Origin of the sequence: Wolbachia endosymbiont (group A) of Acrocera orbiculus, assembly GCF_947250015.1 — a bacterium.
GTDB classification, from domain to species: domain Bacteria; phylum Pseudomonadota; class Alphaproteobacteria; order Rickettsiales; family Anaplasmataceae; genus Wolbachia; species Wolbachia pipientis.
Genome location: NZ_OX366272.1, coordinates 613,016 through 632,751, shown reverse-complemented (window position 1 = coordinate 632,751; position 19,736 = coordinate 613,016). Strand labels below are relative to the sequence as shown.

Sequence of the window (19,736 nt, the reverse complement as noted above, 5' to 3'; positions counted from 1 at the left end):
ACCTATCACAGCAAGTAAAGTCAACTCCAAATGAATTCTTAATTTTGCTTAGTAAGCACACTAACTATGAAACAATCTATATTACCATCAAAAACAGAATTTATATTGCCCACTTCATGTCCGGTTCTTAAATCCTTCACCATTTGATATGGATGCATAACGTACGATCTGATCTGATTGCCCCAGCCTATATCGCATTTTTTACCATATTCTTCAGCCATTTTCTGTTCTTTTTTTTCCAGTTCAATTTGGTATAAACGTCCTTTAAGTAATTTCAATGCCTCATCTTTATTTCTGTGTTGAGAACGACCATTTTGGCATTGAACTACAACACCAGTTGGAATATGCGTAATGCGTACTGCACTTTCAGTTTTGTTCACATGCTGACCGCCTGCTCCGGAAGCACGGTAGGTGTCGATCTTTAGATCCTTTTCATCCACAGCAATATCAATTGAATCTTCTATCACTGGAGTTACTCCTACACTTGCAAAACTGGTATGACGTTTACCATTTGCATCAAATGGCGATATTCTAACCAGCCTGTGAATTCCACTTTCACTTTTTGCCCACCCATAAGCTTTTTCTCCAACGATTTTTATCATTGCAGACTTTATACCAACTGACTCTCCTTCTAATTTTTCTACAACTTCAACTTTAAAGTTGTGATAAATTTCTGCCCACCTTATATACATGCGCATCAGCATTTCAGCCCAATCATTGCTCTCGGTTCCGCCAGCTCCTGAGTGGATTTCTAAAAAGCAGTTATTATTATCTGCTTCACCAGTAAATAAGGACTCTGTTTCTTTATACTTGATTAATTTCTCTAGCTTAGCTAATTCATTTTCAACTTCAGAGAAAAATTCTTCATCATTTTCATCAATAGCAGACTTCATTAAGCTGATGGCATCGTTGTAATCGCTTTCCAGCTTTAAAAACGACTCTACGTCATTCTTAATTTTAGAACGTTCTTTTAAAACTTCTTGTGCTTTTTGGTTATCTTGCCATAGGTCATCATTCGACGCTTGGGAGTCAAGCTCTTCAAGGCGCAACTTTAATTTTTCTATGTCAAAGACACCTCCTGATAAGAGAAATACTTTTGTTTAAGCTTTGAAAGTGTTCAAGAATTTCTGGATAAGTTTTCATTATACTTTAGATTTTAATATATTTACTATCAATAACAATAACAGTAAACAAAATAGAAATTTAACCATATGATAGTTAATTTAAATAATTTCATTATACTTTAATGTTTAAGGAAATCAAGCGCGTATATTTATTAAAAAACAAGGTAAAGTAATGAATATTGAAATAAGTTCCCATTATGGTTTAGACAAAAAGGCTATTGATGACTTAATAGAGTCACTTGATAACGAGGAGCTAGAGAATGTTCGTAATATTGTAAAAACGATAGACAGTGTTCAGTTAGCTTATTTTTTATCTACTTCGATCAGTGATCACAGGGAGAAATTAGTTAATATCCTCGATCAACATTTGTTAAGTGATGCCCTAGTGCATGTAGTGCCAGATTTACAAATAGAGATCATAGAAATATTGGGAATAGAAAATACAGCAAAGTTACTAATGCTCCTTGATGTAGAAGATATAGTAACCATAGTGAAAGATTTAGATAGAAAGTCTGTAGAAAATATACTTTACTATTTGCCCAGCAAAACTCAGAAATCGGTAGAGGAGTTGCTATCATATCCAGAAGAAAGTGCAGGAAGGTTAATACATAAAGATATGGTTATAGCTCCATATTATTGGACAATAAATCAACTGACAGAATTTGTGTGCAACTATAAAAAAATACCAGAAAAATTTCACCAGATATTCATTATCAACTCAAAATTAGAGCCTATAGGCAGTGTTAATTTAAATAAGGTAATATCTCACTCAGGAGACACAATAATAAAAGAGATAATGGATCATGACATAAAAATCATTAAAACTGGAATAGACCAAGAGGAAGTAGCAAGAATATTTAAAGATTACTCTCTATTATCGGCTCCGGTAGTAAATAAGAATGGTAAAATTATTGGTGTGATCTTAATTGAAGATGTGATAAAAGTTGTTCAACAAGAAACAGAAGAGGATGTACTCAAAATAAGCGGTGTATCTTCTAAAGCCGATATAAATGCCCCTATACATAAAACTATAATTAAAAGGCTACCTTGGTTACTGTTTAACCTCTTAGCTGCAACAATGTGTTCCATAGTAGTTGGCTTTTTCGATGATGTAATAAAAAGTTTTATAGTACTACCAATAATCATGCCGATAATTGCATCAATGAGCGGAAATGCAGGATCCCAAACAGTAACGCTAACCATCCGGGCAATCGCAACAAAATATCTAACTGAGCAAAATGCAAAAAGAATACTGATGAAAGAATTTTTAATAGGTCTTATAAACGGGGTGATCTTATCTACTATTTCATTAGTAGTGTTAGCAATAAGGTTTCACAACTTCAAAGTGGAGATGATTTTTGTGGTCTCCATGATTATGATGTCAATTATTGCAACGTTCATCGGAACTTTCATTCCTATAATGCTTCACCGTTTAAAGTCTGACCCTGCCGTTTCTTCTTCAATCCTAACATCGGCAACAACTGATATTCTCTCAGCTTTTATATTTCTTGGTTTAGCTACGATCTTTTTATTAAATAGCTAATACTATCTATAGCTATACCGCCGCGAACCGTCATGCCGCGATTCATTCGCGGTATCTCTTAGCATAGATCCCGCTAACAAGTAGCGGGATGACGAGAAAGGGGCTACTTGGATGACATTCTTCCTGGTGTGCCCAAATCACAATGTTCGTACATCTGTGGATTTATTCGCGGTATAGATATCGCTAACGAGTAGCGGAATGACGGTTTTTCAAATTGTCGTAAGTCAGTTTAGCTATAATATCAAGTTTCACCAACTATTTCTCTCTATTAAATAAGAATAAATTACCTATACAAAAATAGATTGGCAATATTTCAAGTCTGCCAAGCAGCATTAAAAACGATAGAAATAATTTTACTTCATTACTGAAAGAGGAATAATTACCCGAAGGACCTATTAAATTACTAAATCCCGGGCCAGAGTTTGTAAGCGTTGCAGAGACTGAACTGATGCTAGTTATAAAGTCTGCATTGCTTAAGTAAGACATCACTATTGATGAAATGGTAAACGTTAACATGAAAATTGCAAAAAATATAAAGACAGAGTGAACTTCATCATTCTCCAGGGTTTTTCCATTGAATTTTACCCTATCGCCTGCGCCTGGGTTCAATAAAAGGCGAAAGTGATTTTCTATAGATCTTAGAAAAATGATCAAACGAAAGATTTTGACACCACCACTTGAAGAACCGCTACATCCACCAACAAAGGTTAGAAAAAAAGCTAAGACTGAAATGAAACTCCAATCTATATGATTACAGATTGCATAACCAGTTGACGTAATCAAGGAAGTGATGGTAAATGTGCTGCATCTAAATGATAATGACACTCCTAAATTAACATTTTTATACAACCAAAAACAAGCAAATAAAGATGAGATAGTAGCTATCTTAACAAAGTAAGAGACCTGTTCATCATAGCAAATGTCTAACCGTCTTATAATTTTTAAATAGCTAAGAAAAGGCAGAGAACCCAAAATCATAAAAACGATCGTTATGGCTTCTAGTATGGGATTATTATAGTGCCCTATAGAATCATTATAGTTAGCAAATCCACCAGTTGATACAGCAGACATTCCGTGACATATTGCATCAAATAGTGGCATACCAGCTAGATAATAGGAAAATATGCATAACAAAATTAAGCCATAATATATTGCCGTAACATGAATCACTACGCTTCGCGTGTTCGGCAACTTCCTTTTGGTAGCATCTGAATATTCAGAATAAAGTAAATTATTTAGGCTGAGAACCTTAAACATAGGAAAAACTGCAATTCCTAAAGTGATTACACCAAAACCCCCCATGCCGTGTAGCATTGCTCTCCACAGCAGTATTCCTGGAGATTGTTTTTCAATATCATTAAATATAGTTGCCCCTGTGGTTGTGATGCCAGATATCGTTTCAAACAATGCATCAACATAGCTCAGATTATCAAAATAGAAAGGAATAGCTGCAAACAGAGACAAGGCAATCCAGGTGCAACTAGTAATCGCAAAAATTGCTGGCATTCCATGCAATCTACTTAATTTACCGAGTAAAATAAAAATTGCGCCAGATGTGCAGGTAATTATGAATCCAGCGAAAAAATTTTTCCATTCGTAGCTGAGATACTTATTGGTAATAGCAGGAATAAGCATTGCTAAGCTAAATAGCAATAGGAATATTCCCACAATAAATGCAATTGAACGTAAAGTTTGTAAACGTTGATGATTTTTCATAGAGTTACTTCCTCGCTATACAAAGCCATAAAAGCTACTCTAACGTCAAGCATTTTGTTGGCCTTTATTAACAGTTATTAACAATATACTTGATTTACTTGTAAATATGTATGATAATTAAATTTTTATTAGAGGTAAGATATGGTTGAATTAACTGATGCACAAGAAGAAATTCTAGGTTCATTAAGACAGGCAGTCAGGAATGACAATTTTCAAGAAGTCCAGAACGTACTCAACAATAAGGAACATAATGATATACAAGCAGTTTTGAGCCACGAGGGGACTCTGACTAGTGACAAAGGTACCATTTAAATGATGTTATTGGCTGTACTAAAACTAGCGTTAACACTAAAGTAGGGATCATTGAACTAATTTGGAAGGAAGCTGATCAAAAAACTCGTGATTTTTTGTGTGATTACAAGGTAACAAAATCTTTTGAAGATCAACCATATTTTACGGATACAATAGATGATCTTAAACGCTTTCAAGGAAAATTTGACCCTCATAGCACAGAATATTTTGCTCTTGTACAAGTTGTTCAAAAAATAGAAGATCACAAGTGGGTAATGGATCTTGATTCCAACTTACAAGAAGCAATAGAAAACCTTGATATTGATCAAGTTAAAGCAGCATTAGAGAATTGTGGTGAAGATGTAGAAAGGGTTTTAGAGCGAGAGGTATATTGGAGTAGTGGAAGAGTAGATGCCCTTTTAGTTTATCCTCTGAAAGTTGAATATAGTGAAGAATTGAACCAAGAAGATGTGGAAAAGATAAAAGAAAGCTTTAAATTAATGTTTGATGCTGCTTCTCCAGGGCTCCTTGGGTTCGAGCCCAATGGAAATAACTATGTAATGGATAAACTTACATGTGCACAAAAACGTTTTGCTAAAATACCTGGAGTAGGTGAGCAATGCTTTCAAGATTTGATTCAAGAATTTGAGGAAAAACTTAGTAAAAATGAACTAGATAATGCCAAGATTAATGATCAGATAGCATGGGATAAAGAGTATGCGACTCGATTTTCACAAGAAATCAATCAGGATCCGTCTGAGAATGATGATCTTAACTTTATAGATGACACTGATCTAGATCAAAACACCGTAAACTCTGCACCAACTGCAGACAACAAAACCCCAGAAAAAAACGATACAAACTTCTGGAGTGAACACAAAGGGAAGATCGCTCTGGGCGTTGTTGGACTATGCGTAGTTGGTGCTATTGCAGCCTATGTGCTGGCATATCCTGTAGTTGCATTAGTTTTAGAAGTTTTAGCAGTTTCAGCATTGGCTGTACTAGCTTATATTGGAGGAGTTTGTGAGAAATCAGAAAGCCCAAATACGAAAAGCTCGGACCCGGTTGTTTCTGGGGTGTTGCAACAACGCAGAACTGTCTAATTATGGCCTGTAAAGGATGGATCCGAAATGTGTACCATGATTATGAATGTGAGTAGCGATGGCATAACTGAAGTACTAAAATTTAATGATGAAGATTTTGTGCTATCGGATGAGATCTTAGAATTAATAAAGCAAAACGATGAATTATATATTCAAGGTCTCTCCTTATATGATGCTGTACTAGAAAAAGGTAAGGCTGCTGATGTTGTACCTACTGCTAATAATAATTTTCAAAATGAGTCTATAGCGGCCTATCGCGAAGAACCAGAGGGGGAATTAGACCCTAAAGTTGATGCTGACAATAGCCTTTCTCCTTCTATTAATAGCAATGCATCAACTCAAACGGAAGTCAATTTACAACACACTGAAACTCAAACAGAAGTTGCTTCACAACAAATGGATGAATTGATTTTAAATAATCAGATGCTGTCCGAAGAAAACGTTGAATTGAAGCAAGAAATGTCAAATTTGAAAAAAGAAGCTGTTGAATTGAAGCAAAAAATAGAAGCAGGGTTGCAAGTGATAAATAAAAAGCACCATGAATTAATACAAGAAAATCAGCTACTACAGGAGAAACTAGAAACAACCCAAGAAGAAGCTAATCAAACAATTGTAAAGTTAGAGAAGCAGAATAGCGATTTACAAGACAGGTTTGAAAAAGAGGAGCAAAAAAACACGGAATTGCAAACTGAACTGGCACAAAAAAATGAAGAATTAGCAGGTGTGTTAAAAGAGCTACAAGGGAAAGCACAAGAACTTAAAGGTGTATATGAAGAAAAAAGAAAGCTAAAGGAAGAGCTGAAAATTGTTAATGCAGGAAAGAAGAATTTGGAAAAAGAGCTAAATCAAGCACGAGAAGATGCGGAACAGATAATGGTTGAACGACGCCAGCAGAAAGAGCGCTTGAAAGATCAGCTAAGAGAATTAGATCAGGAATATAAGGTACAAGTAGAAATTGAGCAAAAGATTAAAGAATCAGATAGGCAGGATAGCAATTTACAAGATACACTTGGAGAAGAGAGACTAAAACTCAACATTGAAGAGCTAGAAAACGAGTACGAGGAATTTCCAGGAGATAAGGTGCTTACACTTGAACTCACTAAAGATGAAGATAAAGTCGAAGAGTTAAGAAACGAGCTAGAGCGTGAGAAAGAAAAGTGTAAACAATTATTAGAAGAAGAAAATGAATGGGGTGATGAATTGGTAGGAATGCTTGATGGACTGGAAGAAAAAATTCGTGCTGATGAACAAAGGAGCTTCAACAATCAATTAACGGGAGAAATTTCTAATGAGTCTGGTAATGCTCCACGACAGAAGAAAAGGTTATCCAAATCTTCAAGCATTGATAATGAGTCTTATGTTCCACTGAGAGAGAAGACAACATTACTCAGATCTTTAAGCGTTGATAGTGGACTTGATAGCGATGAAGAAAATTGTGATAATGATTTATCTTTCAACATAAGTCCTATAAGTTCTATTGAGAAGGTGGCAGAGAGTAGAAACGTAGGTAGGGTATCATTGTGAAGATGGTTGGGGTTAAGTTGCAACTTAAGTGGGGCGCAAAAGGTCTTTTGTGTTGATAATAATTTAAAATCTATAGTAGACTAAAAAAGATTATTAAATTATAATATAACATATGATAAAAGACGAGAAATCGAAAACAATTTTTGAAGTGGAAGGGGCAGTAACTGCTTTACTACCTGCAGCAGAATTTAGAGTGAAACTGGACAATGAACATGAGATTATCTGTCATGTATCAGGGAAAGTGAGAAGAAGTAAAATACGCATCATTATAGGGGATAGGGTGTTAGTTGAGATGAGCATTTACGATAGGAATGCGAGAAAGGGTAGGATCATTAGAAGGCTTAAAGGTACAAGTGACAGAACGATCTCTAAATAATCTTATTCTTGCTTCATCATCGAAAAGGCGTATAGCCTTACTAAAACAAATAAACATTGAGCCAGGTTTAATTTTGCCAGCAGATATAGATGAAGCCCCTTTAAAAAAGGAACTTCCGAAGGATTACTCAATCCGTATGGCAAAAAGTAAAGCGGAGAAAATACAAAGCTCAAATCCAAATTACTTTGTGCTTGGTGTTGATACAGTTGTTGCTTGTGGTAGAAGGATATTGCTCAAAGCTGAAAACGTTGAGCAAGCAGAAAAATGTATCCGCTTGTTATCAGGAAGAAGGCATAGAGTATACACCAGTGTATGTCTATTAACTCCCGATCAATCTAAACAACATATCAGGACTGTGGTTACAATAGTGAAATTTAAACGTCTCAGTGAACAAGAAATTAAGTATTATTTAGCATCAGAAGAGTGGAAAAATAGGGCGGGGGGATGCAATATACAAGGCCTAGCTGGAGTGTTCGTATTGTTCTTACGCGGCTCCTACTCTTCCGTTATAGGGTTACCATTACATGAAACCTATTGTTTGCTAAGCAATTATTTTAACTTCAATTTATATTGAAATACCTTTATTAGTATCTTTTTTTTGTTGTGACTCAGCAACCTGTTTAGCCCAATCTAGTGGTCTTTTATTTCTGTTAGCTAATGCAATTCTATTGCGATCATAACCATCAGTGTGTTCTGTTAAAGTATCTCCTCTTTCTTCTTCTATTACTCCAGCTTTCAGTTGTGCTTCATCTTTCTCTAGTAATTTATATAGTTCGCTATTTTTATCTACGGTTGGATTAGTGTCAGCATTTTCTCGTTCTGCCACTGTTTTTACATCTGTTGAGCTGTCTTTTAGCAACCCGGCTGCTAATAAATGTTCTTTGGTTTGTTCACTAATTCCTCTTTGATCCACTGGTTTTAGTGGAAACTTCTGAGTTTCTTTATCCAACTTACTGGTAAATTCCGTAAGTAGAGTATCATCTCTTTGTTCAACATTCATTAGGCTCGCTTTTAACTGTCCAGGATTTACTTGAGATTGTTCATTATTGTCATGAGTTGGAGATGAATAGCCCGAGTCACTTTTATTATTGAGTGCTGTAGCAGAGAGCGGCTGTTCACTTTCTTTCCACTTAGCATCACTAGCATCTTGGTTATCACTGTTATCTGGAGAAGATGAATAAGGAATTCTGTCCTTTAATGTCTCTAACGGTGATGGGTTATTTTTTCTACTTCCTGCAATTGATGCTTTTCTATCATCAACATCAATGTGCCGTAAGTTGTTTTTCTTGAAATTTCTGATGTCTTGTAACAGATCACCTTTGCTATTTCCTTCTTGTTGCTGGGTTTTAGGTTGTTGCTGATCATTAGGTGTTTGCTCACTTCTATCTGGTTTTTGGCTTCCAGGTACAGCATGTCCAAATGTAGGATTGTCATACCGTTCATCTTCTTGCCTATTATCTTGATTGTGGCTTACAGACTTGGTGAAAGTAGAACTATCTGAAGAATCAGAAGTTGCACCTTTTTGCTGATTATTAGGTGTTTGCTCATTTTCGCGCAAGTCATCTGGTTTTTGGCTTCCAGATTTGGCTCCCCCTTGCTCATCGAAAACACCTTTTTTAGGTGGTAGTGAACTAGTTCTAGGTGGAAGTGGCGGAGGAGTTTTTTTGTTCTGAGGATTCTCCTCAAAAAGCGATTGTAGGTTATAAACTTGACCTCCCGAATTTGCTTCTCGTGCTGCTTGTCTAAGCTCACGCTTTTCTTTAGCCTCCTGAGAATTAATTTTATCGTCAAAATCTTTTCCAATTCCGCTATCGTAAGACTGCCTTCTGCTGTTAGATTGTAGTCCAAAATGTGAAAGGTGGTCTTCTTTTTTTTGAGTTATATCAGTAGCTTGAACGCTAACACCTCTATTAACATCAATTCTTGTTGTAGTTTCAGATGATAGCTCGTTACTGTCTTTATTATGTTGCATCTCATTCGCTTTTCCTTGTCCTTTCTCCCTGAATTGTATTTCATGCAAGAATAAACCACCTATTTTTACATCTCTGTTTACTTCTAACCGTTCTAGAGAAAAATCATCACCTTTAACAAGGTCTACACCGTTAGCATCAATCTTAATTTTGATCTTACATTCCTTCCCCTCCGCATACCACTTTAAAGTCATTTCATATGAACCATCAGTTACGACATAATGTCTTATTTTTTTCCCTTCTTCCTCGGCAACAAAACCATGCATTCCGCTCTTTCCATCACTATGCAATGTTGAAAATCCTGAGATTTCATTCTTCTCACAAAAATCACTATTTAAAAATTCGCTAATTTTAAACTCTTTTTTGTTATCTCCCAGCGTAATACTTGCGTGATTACCGTATATTGAAACTCCTGCAACATCATCAACATACTCTTTCAACCTTTCTTTAACTTCACTTTCAAGCTCTTGTCCAGCTTTCTTTGTCTTGTCGCATTTCTGAAGAATAACTCCATATGCTTTATCTTTGTTTTCTTCTTCGTCCCAATTCCAGTTGGCGTGTTTTGTTAAAAACTTTACTGTGTTAAAATCAACTCTAGCATTATAAATTGGGTCGTCTTCCTTTTTTATTTTATCAAATAAAGGAAAAATTTCTTGAATGCGCTCATTATAAATGTGTTCTTGTTGTGTATCGTTAGTGCCCATATATCCCTCACTAATAACCCTCTGCCTTTAGTTCTAGCTAATACTAGCTAATATAATTATCACAAGCATTGGTTGAATTTTTATTAAGGAAGGTTGTGTTACTAATGTGATGACACAAGCTATTTTATGGTAACATCAAACGATTTAAGTTGTCATTCCAGTCTGGAATCCAGCCTTTCACGAACCCCATCAAAAATGTTGTGTTTTAACATAAGATTAGCTACTTTTATGCTCACTAATTTAGTGCCAATCAAGATTCCTGGATCCCAGTGTCTGGGCACTGGGATGACATCCTTCTTGGCGGAAATCACTCTTATATCACAACAGCTGCATAGCCTAAATTGCTTTAGCTATAGCTCTGTTTTTGCAACTTCAAATATCTGCTACTCATAGTAAACACTCCTGGATCTTGAGAGGTTAGCTTGAGCATAGCGAGTATGTTGATAAACAACAAAGCAGCAATCGAGATATCAGCAACATCCCATAGCAACCGGACTTTACCTATCGCACCAAGCGGAATGATCATGGTAAAAATTACAATCCAGATTTTAGTGTATTTATTATCCATAGACACATAGCGTATTGTCTGTTTTGAGCAAAAAAACCAAGTAAAAATAGTAGTAAAAGCAAAACAAAACATTATGGCCATAATTAAATAGTCAATATAAGGCCAATTCATTGCCTTTCTAAAAGCAAATATGCACATGTTAGTGCTCTCTAAATCAGTGACCCAAGAATCTGTGACAAGCAGTACCATTGTTGTAATAAACACTATAAACGCAACTATAAAAGGCGATATTATCGTAATTAGACTCTGCTCAATAATAAATTTATTATTATTTTTCTTAGGAACAATTGAAGAATGTACGATTCCTTCAAGGCCAAGCCCTATATCTGTTGCAAAAATACCTCGCAAAGTTCCGACTTGAATAATAGTCAACATTTCTAGAATCAAACCTAGAGATAAACCAGAGTTAAAGCTACTGGTTGTAAAAAAACTGCTTGTTATTAGTTTTAGAGAAGGAAGAATATTTTCACTAAATTTAAATAATATGATACCGCAAAGTATGAGGTAACTTACCGTCATTATCGGTATCATAGCCGATATAAAAATTTTAATCTTTTTTAAGCTGAGAACTGCAACAACAAAAAATATTATGGCCATTACAATGCCACCAATGACTACAGGCACATCTATCATGTTAAGTGGTATTGATAGAGAATTTACCTGAACAAGGTTACCAACTGTTATTGAAACCATCATCATAACAACCAGAAACACAATTGTAGCTTTTCTAGAATTAAATGCATCAGCCATGTAGGCTACAGGGCCACCTATAAACCGTCCGTTCTTTTCCTTTCTGGTTTTTATACTTAGATAACAAGTGACATATTTTATCACAGAAGTGATAACAATAATTATCGCCATCCACAAGATAGAGCCCGGTCCTCCGGTTTTTAGAGCAACAGCAGTTCCTGAAATATTTCCTACTCCTAAATTTCCCCCTAAAATTGTAAACAGAGCGGCTATAGAAGAAAATTTATTTTCTCCTTTTTTAGCTCCAAGTAGTGAAAGGGCGTATGGTAATCTAAATACCTGTAGCCATTTTAGTTTAATCGATAGGTAAACACCAGCAACTAGCATGAGTAATATTGTTGGCAGTAATAAAACAAACTTTACTGTATCCATCTGTAAAAGTGAGATTTTTATTTGAGTATACAACAAAAATTGAAAATACCTAACCTATTTTCTATGTATGACTTCGTTTCCGTCATTCTAGGAACCTTTTCTTGTCATCCAAGTAGCGTGACACATAACTGTACGAACATTGTAATATGGTACAATGTTAAGACGATGTCATTCCAGTGCTTGACACTGGAATCCAGCTTCACCTTATGATGATGTCATCCCAGTGTCTGGGCACTGGGATGACATCTTTTTTCTTGGTACAAATTACTCTTATATCTCAATGTTCGTACAGTTAGTGCGTGACACTGGGATCTAAATTTTTTTATTATAGATCCCAGTGTCAGCTACTTGGATGACGCCATTTTGGAGGAATTCCCTTATACCACAAGTTTGTACAGATGTGGGTTTGACCATAGCTAGATTCCAGCGTCACGCACTGGAATGACACCTACCCCATGAGAACTCTATTTTTCATACCACTCATTTATAAGTTTATTGATATCAGAATCTATAAAATCCTTTAATGGTTGCCTGATTTTTATCTCAACATTTTTAGGGATGCACCTATCTTTACATATCGCATAATTTATATGGAAGTTAAGGTCAATATACCCTTGATTTAAAAATATATTCATCTTAAAGGGAAATAATACCATATCCTCATATACGTTACTTACAAACGTCTCTCTCCCTACTTTATCTTTATGTTCCTTTGGAATAGGCCAGTGAATATTTATATCTGATGCATTACCTTTGTAACTAATAGACGTGGGAAGGCCAAAATCTCCAGAATCTTTATAATATATGTGCCAGCCTGGTTCTACTGTAACCTTTATTGCACCTTTAAGAGTGAAGCTTGCTTCATTTATCTCGCCAATAAGTAAATCAAATTTTGCAATTTCCTCGTCAGCATATAGTTGAGTGCAAGAAAAAAATAAAAACAATATTAAATATATATGTATTTTCATTAAGGTAAATTTCTCCTTTTATAGAGAAAGTGATTTAGATTTTAATTATTATATTTAATAGCATTATACAGATTATTTATTAACATAGCATTATGCTATAGCTAAACTGACTTACAACAATCTAAAAAACGACAAATTCGTCATTCCGCTACTTGTTAGCGGAATCTATGCCGCGAATGAATCCACAACTGTACGAACATTGTGATTTTGGCCCATAAGGAGGGTGTCATGCCAGTGCGTGACACTGGGATGGCTTTGTTGCATCACACTTTATGAGATGGTGATTTATGGTAAATTCATGTAACTATCTCAAATTTAGCCATACCAATATCAGTGAATTTATTAAGCAAATAGCATTTGATTAGCAGTTCTTTTTCTCGATTTATCTCAGATTTATTCCTAAAACTAAATCCGAATATTTGCTTTAATCTTGAGAAAAACCCTTCAATATAAGATCTTTTCCCATAATTTACTTCTTTTTTCCATTCTTTCATGCCATCTTCACCGTATAATTTTATTAACCTAATAGCAGCATTCCTGTCAGACATATAATCTATTTCTGGATGTTCTGCCGCATTGTTTATTGGTGGAATTTTTGTCTTTATATCATATTTGTTACACAACTTATAAAACTTGTGCCTATCACATGCTCTATCTGCATATAGTGCTTTTATGGCATGCTGAAAATCAACTTCTTTTAGCAAATCACAAGCTCCATAGTGATCAGAGTAGACACCGTTACTGTATTTTACAGCTATGGCTTTTTTGTTGTTTATATTCAACATTACGTGCAATTTTCTCGTTTGCTCATAGCCACGATATTTTCTGTCAGTGCTATTTTCCTTGCTGTGACCAGGAGTGTTGTTGTATATACTAATTCCTGTACTGTCTATAGCAATTTCGATATCTTCCATATTATTTTTATCAATTCTGCAATCATTTATCTTAATATTAAGTTTCTTAAACCTTCTTGATGCTTGTGAATAGCTGATAACTGCCAAATCTCTTCCTATTTGTTGCAAATACCCTTTTATAAACCCGACTGTTTGTCTTAAACCAATTCTAAAGAAACTGACGATTATATGCACCAAAATCACAACTTTATCACTATAAATATAGTTGCCGCCCTGCATTTTTGGACAATTCTCGTACCAATTTTCTATGGCGTCATTGATATAACAAAAAATGCTTCCTCTTTCTTGGAGAAATTTGTTATATTCATGGCAGTTACTGACTCTCATTTTTTGTGGCATATTTTTTCTTCAACAGTTAAATGGCTATTTATAATGAATTTTGTCAGTAACTGCCAGTTCTTTTCACTTGAGCGATGCAACAAAGCCCACTGGAATCCAGTTTTCCATCCAAAACGGTGTCATCCCAGTGCTTGACACTGGGATCCAGTTTTCTTTACAAATTCACCAAAAGTGTTTCATTCTATAACGCAAAACCCATACTCACCAAACCCAATGCATTACCTATAATTAAAATTCCTGGATCCCAGTGGGCTTTGTTGCATCGCTAGCTATGATGGATTAAAGATAAAAAAGATAGGGAATATCAGTAGCTTATTATTCTGGTATTTATAACAAGAACGGTCAGTGAATACCTAAATTTGAGTAAAAGAAATTTCACTACCACTCACTAATCTGGCTAAAATTCAAGAATTTCAATGCTTTAGCTATTTTCAATAGAATTAAATTTATTAATATAAATAACAAATTACTATTCTTAAATTTGATCAGATTGATTGCAAAAAAACAAGATTTTCAATAGGTTGCTTATAATCCTAACTATAGTTAGCCTTTCATAAGTAGCGATGCAACAAAGCCATCCCAGTGTCACGCTACTTGGATGACAGGAGAAGGAGGCTACTTAGAGAGGATGTCATTCCAGCGCGTGACGCTGGAATCTAGTAAACCTTTAGCTATATTATGTCATTGTCTCCTGAATTACTCGGTGGTTCTAACACAACTGGTTGATCAGATTCAGATGATGATTGTGTTGGCTCATCAGACCCAAATAACCATGAAAAAAAATCACTAAAAAATGATCCTATTAATGAAAAAGGCTTCATAAGTATACTAAACAAACTACCAAAAAAAGAGCTTGGCTGTTCTTCTGTTTGTGTAGGTTCTGTGGGAGCAACAGGCTCTACACCTTCAGCTTTTATATCAGTTCCTTGTCCTGCACTGGTGGTGCTGGTTTGTCCTCCATTATTTTGTGTAGATCCTGTAGGTTGACTACCGTTGCTTACACCAGTTCCTTGTTCTGCACTGGTGGTGCTGGTTTTTTCCCCTTCTTTGCTATTATCTGATTGTAGTTCAGTATCATCACCTACTCGTTTTTCTTCCTCTTGACCCCCTTCACTATCTGTCGATGATCCACCCGCTGAACCATCATCAGATTTTTCTGCGGGTTGCAATAGAGTTTTTATTCCTTCATCAGTGGCTAATTTGAAAGGAGTGTCTCCATGTTTATCTTTTATATTAATATCGATTCCATCTTTTCCCAATAGGGCTTCTACTGCCTCTTTATGGCCCTTTACAACGGCCCAATGTAAAGGAGTCTGTTCTGCAAGTTTATCTTTTATATTAACATCGATTCCTTCTGCTCCCAGTAGAGCGTTCAATACATTTATATCTATGTTGTCCTTTTTAGCAGCCAAATGCAAAGGAGTCCTGTCATCTTTATCTTGTGCATTAACATTGATTCCTTCTGCTCTCAGTAGAGCGTTCAATACATTTATATCTATGTTGTCCTTTTTAGCAGCCAAATGCAAAGGAGTCCTGTCATCTTTATCTTGTGCATTAACATTGATTTCTTTTGCTCCCAGTAGAGCGTTCAATACATTTATATCTATGTTGTCCTTTTTAAGAACAGAATGTAAAGGAGTATCTTTATTCTTATCTGCTAAATTAACATCAATTCCCTCTTTTCTAAGTAGAGCGTTCAATACATTTATATCTATGTTGCCCTTTTTAAGAACAGAATGTAAAGGAGTATCTTTATTCTTATCTGCTAAATTAACATCGATTCCATCTTTTCCCAATAGGGATTCTACTACCTCTTCATGGCTATTTTTAGCAGCACAATGTAGAGGAGTCTTTCCATCTTGATCTGTTGCATTAACACTTGCTCCTTGATTTATTAGATCGTTTACTGTATCGATATCACCTCTTCCAGCAGCCTTAAGTAATTCATCTGTGTTTTGTAATAGAGTTCGTATATCTTGAGTAGTGGCTAAATCTAAAGGAGTGTCTCCATTTTCATCTTCTGCATCAACATTTGCCCCTTTGTCCAATAGAGCTTCTACTACATCTTTATGGACCTCTTTAGCAGCCCGATGTAAAGGAGTGCTGTCATATTTATCTTGTGCATTAACATTTGCCCCTTTCCCTAATAGATCTTTTACTGCTTCCAAGTTGCCAAGCCTAGCAGCCAGATGTAAAGAGCTCTTGCAATATTCAGCTTCTTTTTCTTGTAATAGAGTCAACACATCACGTTCCATAGAATAATTGACACCATCAACATATGCTCCATTATCTAATAGAACTTCTACTATATTAAAATGATTATTTTTAGCAGCCCAATATAAAGGAGTATACAAATCTTCAACTGCGTTAACGTTTGCTCCTTCACTTATTAGACGCTTTACTTCATTAATATTACCACTTTTAGCAGCCTCAAGTAAAGCAGTATCTATTAATAGAGTTCGTGTTTCTTTGTTAGCAGCCGAATGTAAAGGAGTCTTTCCATCTTGATCTGTTGCATTAACATTTGCTCCTTCATCTATTAGACGTTTTACTTCATCAATATCACCTCTTCTAGCAGCCTCAAGTAATTCAGCTGTGTTTCGTAATAGAGTTTCTATGTCTTGATGATTAACGGCAAAATCTAAAGGAGTGTTTCCATCATCATCTTTTGCATTAACATTTGCCCCTTTGTTCAATAGATCCTTTACTATCTCTGCATGGCCATTTTCAACAGCCCAATGTAAAGGAGTCTTTCCACCTTTATCTACTGCATTAACATTTGCCCCATTACTTAGTAAAATTTCTACTTCCTCTTTATGGCCATTTTCAACAGCCCAATATAAAGGAGTCTTTCCTTCGTGATCTGTTGCATTAACATTTGCCCCTTTGCCCAATAGATCTTGCACTATCTGCTTATTACCACTTTGAGCAACCCAATGTAAAGGAGTCCTGTTACCTTGACCTACTGCATTAACATCTGCCCCTTTAATCCAATAGATCTTTTACTATCTCTGCGTGGTCATACATAGCAGCACAATGTAAAAGAGTGTTGTTATCTTTTACTGCATTAACATCTGCTCCTTCACTTATTAGACGGTTTACTTCATCAATATCACCTCTTTCAACAGCCTGAAACAAATCATCTATACTTTGTGAACTACTCATCCTACACCTCTCTGTAAAACTATATTGTTATGATAAAGTCGTTAATAATCTATGAGCTCTCACCCCCTGTAAAATTATATTATCATGATAAAGTCATTAATAACCCATGAGCTCTGGATCACGCAAATAATGGTTATTCCCTGTGTTTTTCAGTACATTTGAGCTGGCTGTACATAAGAATTGCAATTGTAGAGCATGCTATTGTTAATAGTAAATTTGGTAAAATACCATAGCGAAAAAATTTTCCTACTATATATATTCCAATAGCCCCAAATATCATATTGCAGAATGAGAGGACTGCACTACCAAGCCCTATACCTTTGATCGTTTCTAAAGCAGAGGTTACGTTATTGCTTATTATTAATGCAAATCCGATATTGGCTGGAATCCAAACAGTTTGAAGAATTAATATATTCAACTTGTCCGCGAAATAAAAATATACCAATAAACTATCGGATATTATCGGTAACACCAAACCTATTATTAGCATTTTGCTAACCCCTACTTTTGGTACATACCTTCTATTAATTAAAGTTCCAATTATGTAAAATATGACTATGATCGATATGAGGTAGCCAAAATACTGTACTTCAATGCCCATCGATTCAAATATGAACGGGTAGTTAGCAATGTATGCCCAAAGCCACATGAAAGTTAATCCATGAATGGCTGAAAACCCAAGGAAACGATAATTTCTAAATATTGATATATATTGCTTGAAGATATTAGTAGTTATGTTAGTTATACTGGTTTCATTTTTATTTACAGTGAGTGTTTCTTGTAACTTAAAGTAGATAAAAATAAGTATAGCAATTGCTGCGAGTGACATAATAAAAAACAAAAATTTCCAATGATAACCATGTGAAATTATATAACTGCCCACCACTGGAGCTATTCCAGGTGAGAGTGCCACAACCATATTTAATTTTGAAATTACTCTCGAGTATTCACTACCCGAGTACATATCCCTTATTGCTGCATACCCAACAACACCTGCAACACCAGCCCCTGTTCCTTGTATGAAGCGAATTAGTATCAAAAGCGCAATACTGTCGGCTATATAACACATGACACTTGCCAAAGTAAAAATTGTCATACCAATCAGCATCATTGGACGCCTACCATAATGGTCCGATAATGGACCATAAATTAATCCAGACACCGCAAATCCAACTAGATTCAAGCTAATTGTAAGCTGCACTACACTGCCTTCTACTTTAAAATAATTGGCAATGCTTGGTAGTGCAACTGAGTATAGGTCAGTTGCCATATCGACAATTGCTACAGACAATATCATAATAAGAGAGATGATATTTTGCGAAAGAGCTGTTTTCACTTAATGATTTACTGGATTAAATATACTTAATTATAATGTATTTTTTTCATTAGTATAAGTACAATGTTACATAGTAAATGATGTCATTCGAGTAGCGGACACTGAAATCTTAAGCTAAAATCATGAAAAGCACGAATTTCAATACCTTATCTTCAATTATTCACTTTAAGCTTTAAGTCTTCAACAGAAGATGCATTTGCCTCACTTACTACCTTTAGTGGTTCACCAAGGCTATGTTCCACTTTTGTCTCAAATTTAAAGCCCAATTTTTCGCAAAGCTTCTGAAAATATTCAACAATAACATCAAACAAATTCTTACCACTTACTTTGTAGTTTTTTAGCTCTTTAGGAATGGTAAGAAGTACTTTACCATCTTCATATGTTACATTTTTATCTTCACATTTCAGTTTAAACTCCGCTGAACTGCAAAAACCTGGTGTTTCGATATATGTATAATCATCATAGTTAAGCATTTTTGTATATTTCATGCTAAAACTAAGCTTTATACAATTGGGTTCACGACAATCCATAATATACTCTCTTGTCATACAGTTGCTTTGCGTTGACAAATGAAAAGATCCAAGAGCTTGACTCATATCATTAGGAAGAAAATGAGTATATCCGCCCTGATAATAGTTATTTATTAACTCCTCAATAATAGAGTTATTGGGAATTGTTGCACCAACGTGTTTAAACATTTCTGTAAAAATTTGTCTGAGAAATGGACGATAATTCCCTTTTCCGTTTTCATCCCGTAGAATTAGATTTTTATGGTTTGAATACAGATCGTTAATAAATTCGTTAGTTATTTTTTGTCCGTTAATAGCAAGGCCGTGTGTTCTATTAAGATCCTTATATGTTCCCTCACCAAAAATTACTTCGTCCCAAGTGTTAGCTTTGAAATCAGCATATTTGAGCTTCTTCACTTCAGCTTTCAACGCATTGACCATTTCCTTTGACATGTTATATCTCT

Annotated in this window: 17 protein-coding genes; 7 read left to right on the top strand and 10 right to left on the bottom strand. The window is 35.3% G+C overall.

Annotated elements, in window-relative coordinates:
- Positions 1–38: 38 nt before the first annotated feature.
- Positions 39–1,143 (bottom strand): peptide chain release factor 2 gene (gene prfB, locus OOL03_RS03165; RefSeq protein ID WP_141456981.1). Its coding sequence is split into 2 segments (ribosomal slippage): positions 39–1,067 and positions 1,069–1,143, totalling 1,104 coding nucleotides; the frame shifts between segments, so codons are not numbered across the junction.
- A gap of 153 nt (positions 1,144–1,296) precedes the next feature.
- Here prfB and mgtE point away from each other — a divergent pair.
- On the top strand, positions 1,297–2,667 hold the full coding sequence (mgtE, locus tag OOL03_RS03160; protein WP_264707623.1) for a magnesium transporter: 1,371 nt from the start codon (positions 1,297–1,299) through the stop codon (positions 2,665–2,667).
- Positions 2,668–2,922: 255 nt separating this feature from the next.
- Here mgtE and OOL03_RS03155 read toward each other — a convergent pair whose 3' ends face one another.
- A complete protein-coding gene (locus OOL03_RS03155) occupies positions 2,923–4,383 on the bottom strand; it encodes a TrkH family potassium uptake protein (protein ID WP_264707622.1) in 1,461 nt (486 codons plus the stop codon).
- 141 nt (positions 4,384–4,524) lie between these two features.
- Between OOL03_RS03155 and OOL03_RS03150 the strand changes: the two genes are divergently transcribed.
- The 5 genes from OOL03_RS03150 (at position 4,525) to OOL03_RS03130 (ending at position 8,251) form a co-directional block, all read left to right on the top strand.
- Entirely contained in the window at positions 4,525–4,695 is a 171-nt protein-coding gene (locus OOL03_RS03150; protein ID WP_167482803.1) for a hypothetical protein, read from the top strand.
- A 95-nt stretch (positions 4,696–4,790) separates the two neighbouring features.
- The gene (locus OOL03_RS03145) at positions 4,791–5,777 is read left to right on the top strand and encodes a hypothetical protein (protein WP_264707621.1); all 987 of its coding nucleotides are present in this window, start codon (positions 4,791–4,793) and stop codon (positions 5,775–5,777) included.
- A gap of 42 nt (positions 5,778–5,819) precedes the next feature.
- A complete protein-coding gene (locus OOL03_RS03140) occupies positions 5,820–7,301 on the top strand; it encodes a hypothetical protein (RefSeq protein ID WP_264707620.1) in 1,482 nt (493 codons plus the stop codon).
- Between the two features lie 112 nt (positions 7,302–7,413).
- A complete protein-coding gene (gene infA, locus OOL03_RS03135) occupies positions 7,414–7,677 on the top strand; it encodes a translation initiation factor IF-1 (RefSeq protein WP_007550159.1) in 264 nt (87 codons plus the stop codon).
- The gene (locus tag OOL03_RS03130) at positions 7,655–8,251 is read left to right on the top strand and encodes a Maf family nucleotide pyrophosphatase (RefSeq protein ID WP_007550161.1); all 597 of its coding nucleotides are present in this window, start codon (positions 7,655–7,657) and stop codon (positions 8,249–8,251) included. The genes infA and OOL03_RS03130 overlap by 23 nt, the downstream gene beginning before the upstream one ends.
- Here the strand turns inward: OOL03_RS03130 and OOL03_RS03125 are convergent.
- The 4 genes from OOL03_RS03125 to OOL03_RS03110 form a co-directional block, all read right to left on the bottom strand.
- Complete coding sequence (locus tag OOL03_RS03125; RefSeq protein ID WP_264707619.1) at positions 8,243–10,351, bottom strand: hypothetical protein; 2,109 nt, start codon at positions 10,349–10,351, stop codon at positions 8,243–8,245. The genes OOL03_RS03130 and OOL03_RS03125 overlap by 9 nt on opposite strands.
- 346 nt (positions 10,352–10,697) lie before the next feature.
- Entirely contained in the window at positions 10,698–12,041 is a 1,344-nt protein-coding gene (locus OOL03_RS03120; protein WP_264707618.1) for an alanine:cation symporter family protein, read from the bottom strand.
- 464 nt (positions 12,042–12,505) lie between these two features.
- A complete protein-coding gene (locus OOL03_RS03115) occupies positions 12,506–13,009 on the bottom strand; it encodes a protein-disulfide reductase DsbD domain-containing protein (RefSeq protein WP_264707617.1) in 504 nt (167 codons plus the stop codon).
- A 296-nt stretch (positions 13,010–13,305) separates the two neighbouring features.
- The gene (locus tag OOL03_RS03110; RefSeq protein WP_253303014.1) at positions 13,306–14,262 is read right to left on the bottom strand and encodes an IS5 family transposase; all 957 of its coding nucleotides are present in this window, start codon (positions 14,260–14,262) and stop codon (positions 13,306–13,308) included.
- Between the two features lie 74 nt (positions 14,263–14,336).
- Here OOL03_RS03110 and OOL03_RS07085 point away from each other — a divergent pair, with 74 nt between their 5' ends.
- Entirely contained in the window at positions 14,337–14,531 is a 195-nt protein-coding gene (locus OOL03_RS07085; RefSeq protein ID WP_264707616.1) for a hypothetical protein, read from the top strand.
- A 402-nt stretch (positions 14,532–14,933) separates the two neighbouring features.
- Here the strand turns inward: OOL03_RS07085 and OOL03_RS03100 are convergent, their stop codons facing one another.
- From OOL03_RS03100 to OOL03_RS03085, 4 genes are all read right to left on the bottom strand, one after another.
- Complete coding sequence (locus OOL03_RS03100; RefSeq protein ID WP_264707669.1) at positions 14,934–17,252, bottom strand: ankyrin repeat domain-containing protein; 2,319 nt, start codon at positions 17,250–17,252, stop codon at positions 14,934–14,936.
- A complete protein-coding gene (locus tag OOL03_RS03095; RefSeq protein ID WP_264707615.1) occupies positions 17,248–17,427 on the bottom strand; it encodes an ankyrin repeat domain-containing protein in 180 nt (59 codons plus the stop codon). The genes OOL03_RS03100 and OOL03_RS03095 overlap by 5 nt, the downstream gene beginning before the upstream one ends.
- Positions 17,428–17,560: 133 nt before the next feature.
- Positions 17,561–18,763 carry a multidrug effflux MFS transporter gene (locus OOL03_RS03090; protein WP_458694001.1) on the bottom strand — a complete coding sequence of 401 codons (1,203 nt, stop codon included), beginning with the start codon at positions 18,761–18,763 and terminating at the stop codon, positions 17,561–17,563.
- Between the two features lie 152 nt (positions 18,764–18,915).
- Entirely contained in the window at positions 18,916–19,725 is an 810-nt protein-coding gene (locus OOL03_RS03085) for a hypothetical protein (protein ID WP_264707614.1), read from the bottom strand.
- Positions 19,726–19,736 lie beyond the last annotated feature (11 nt).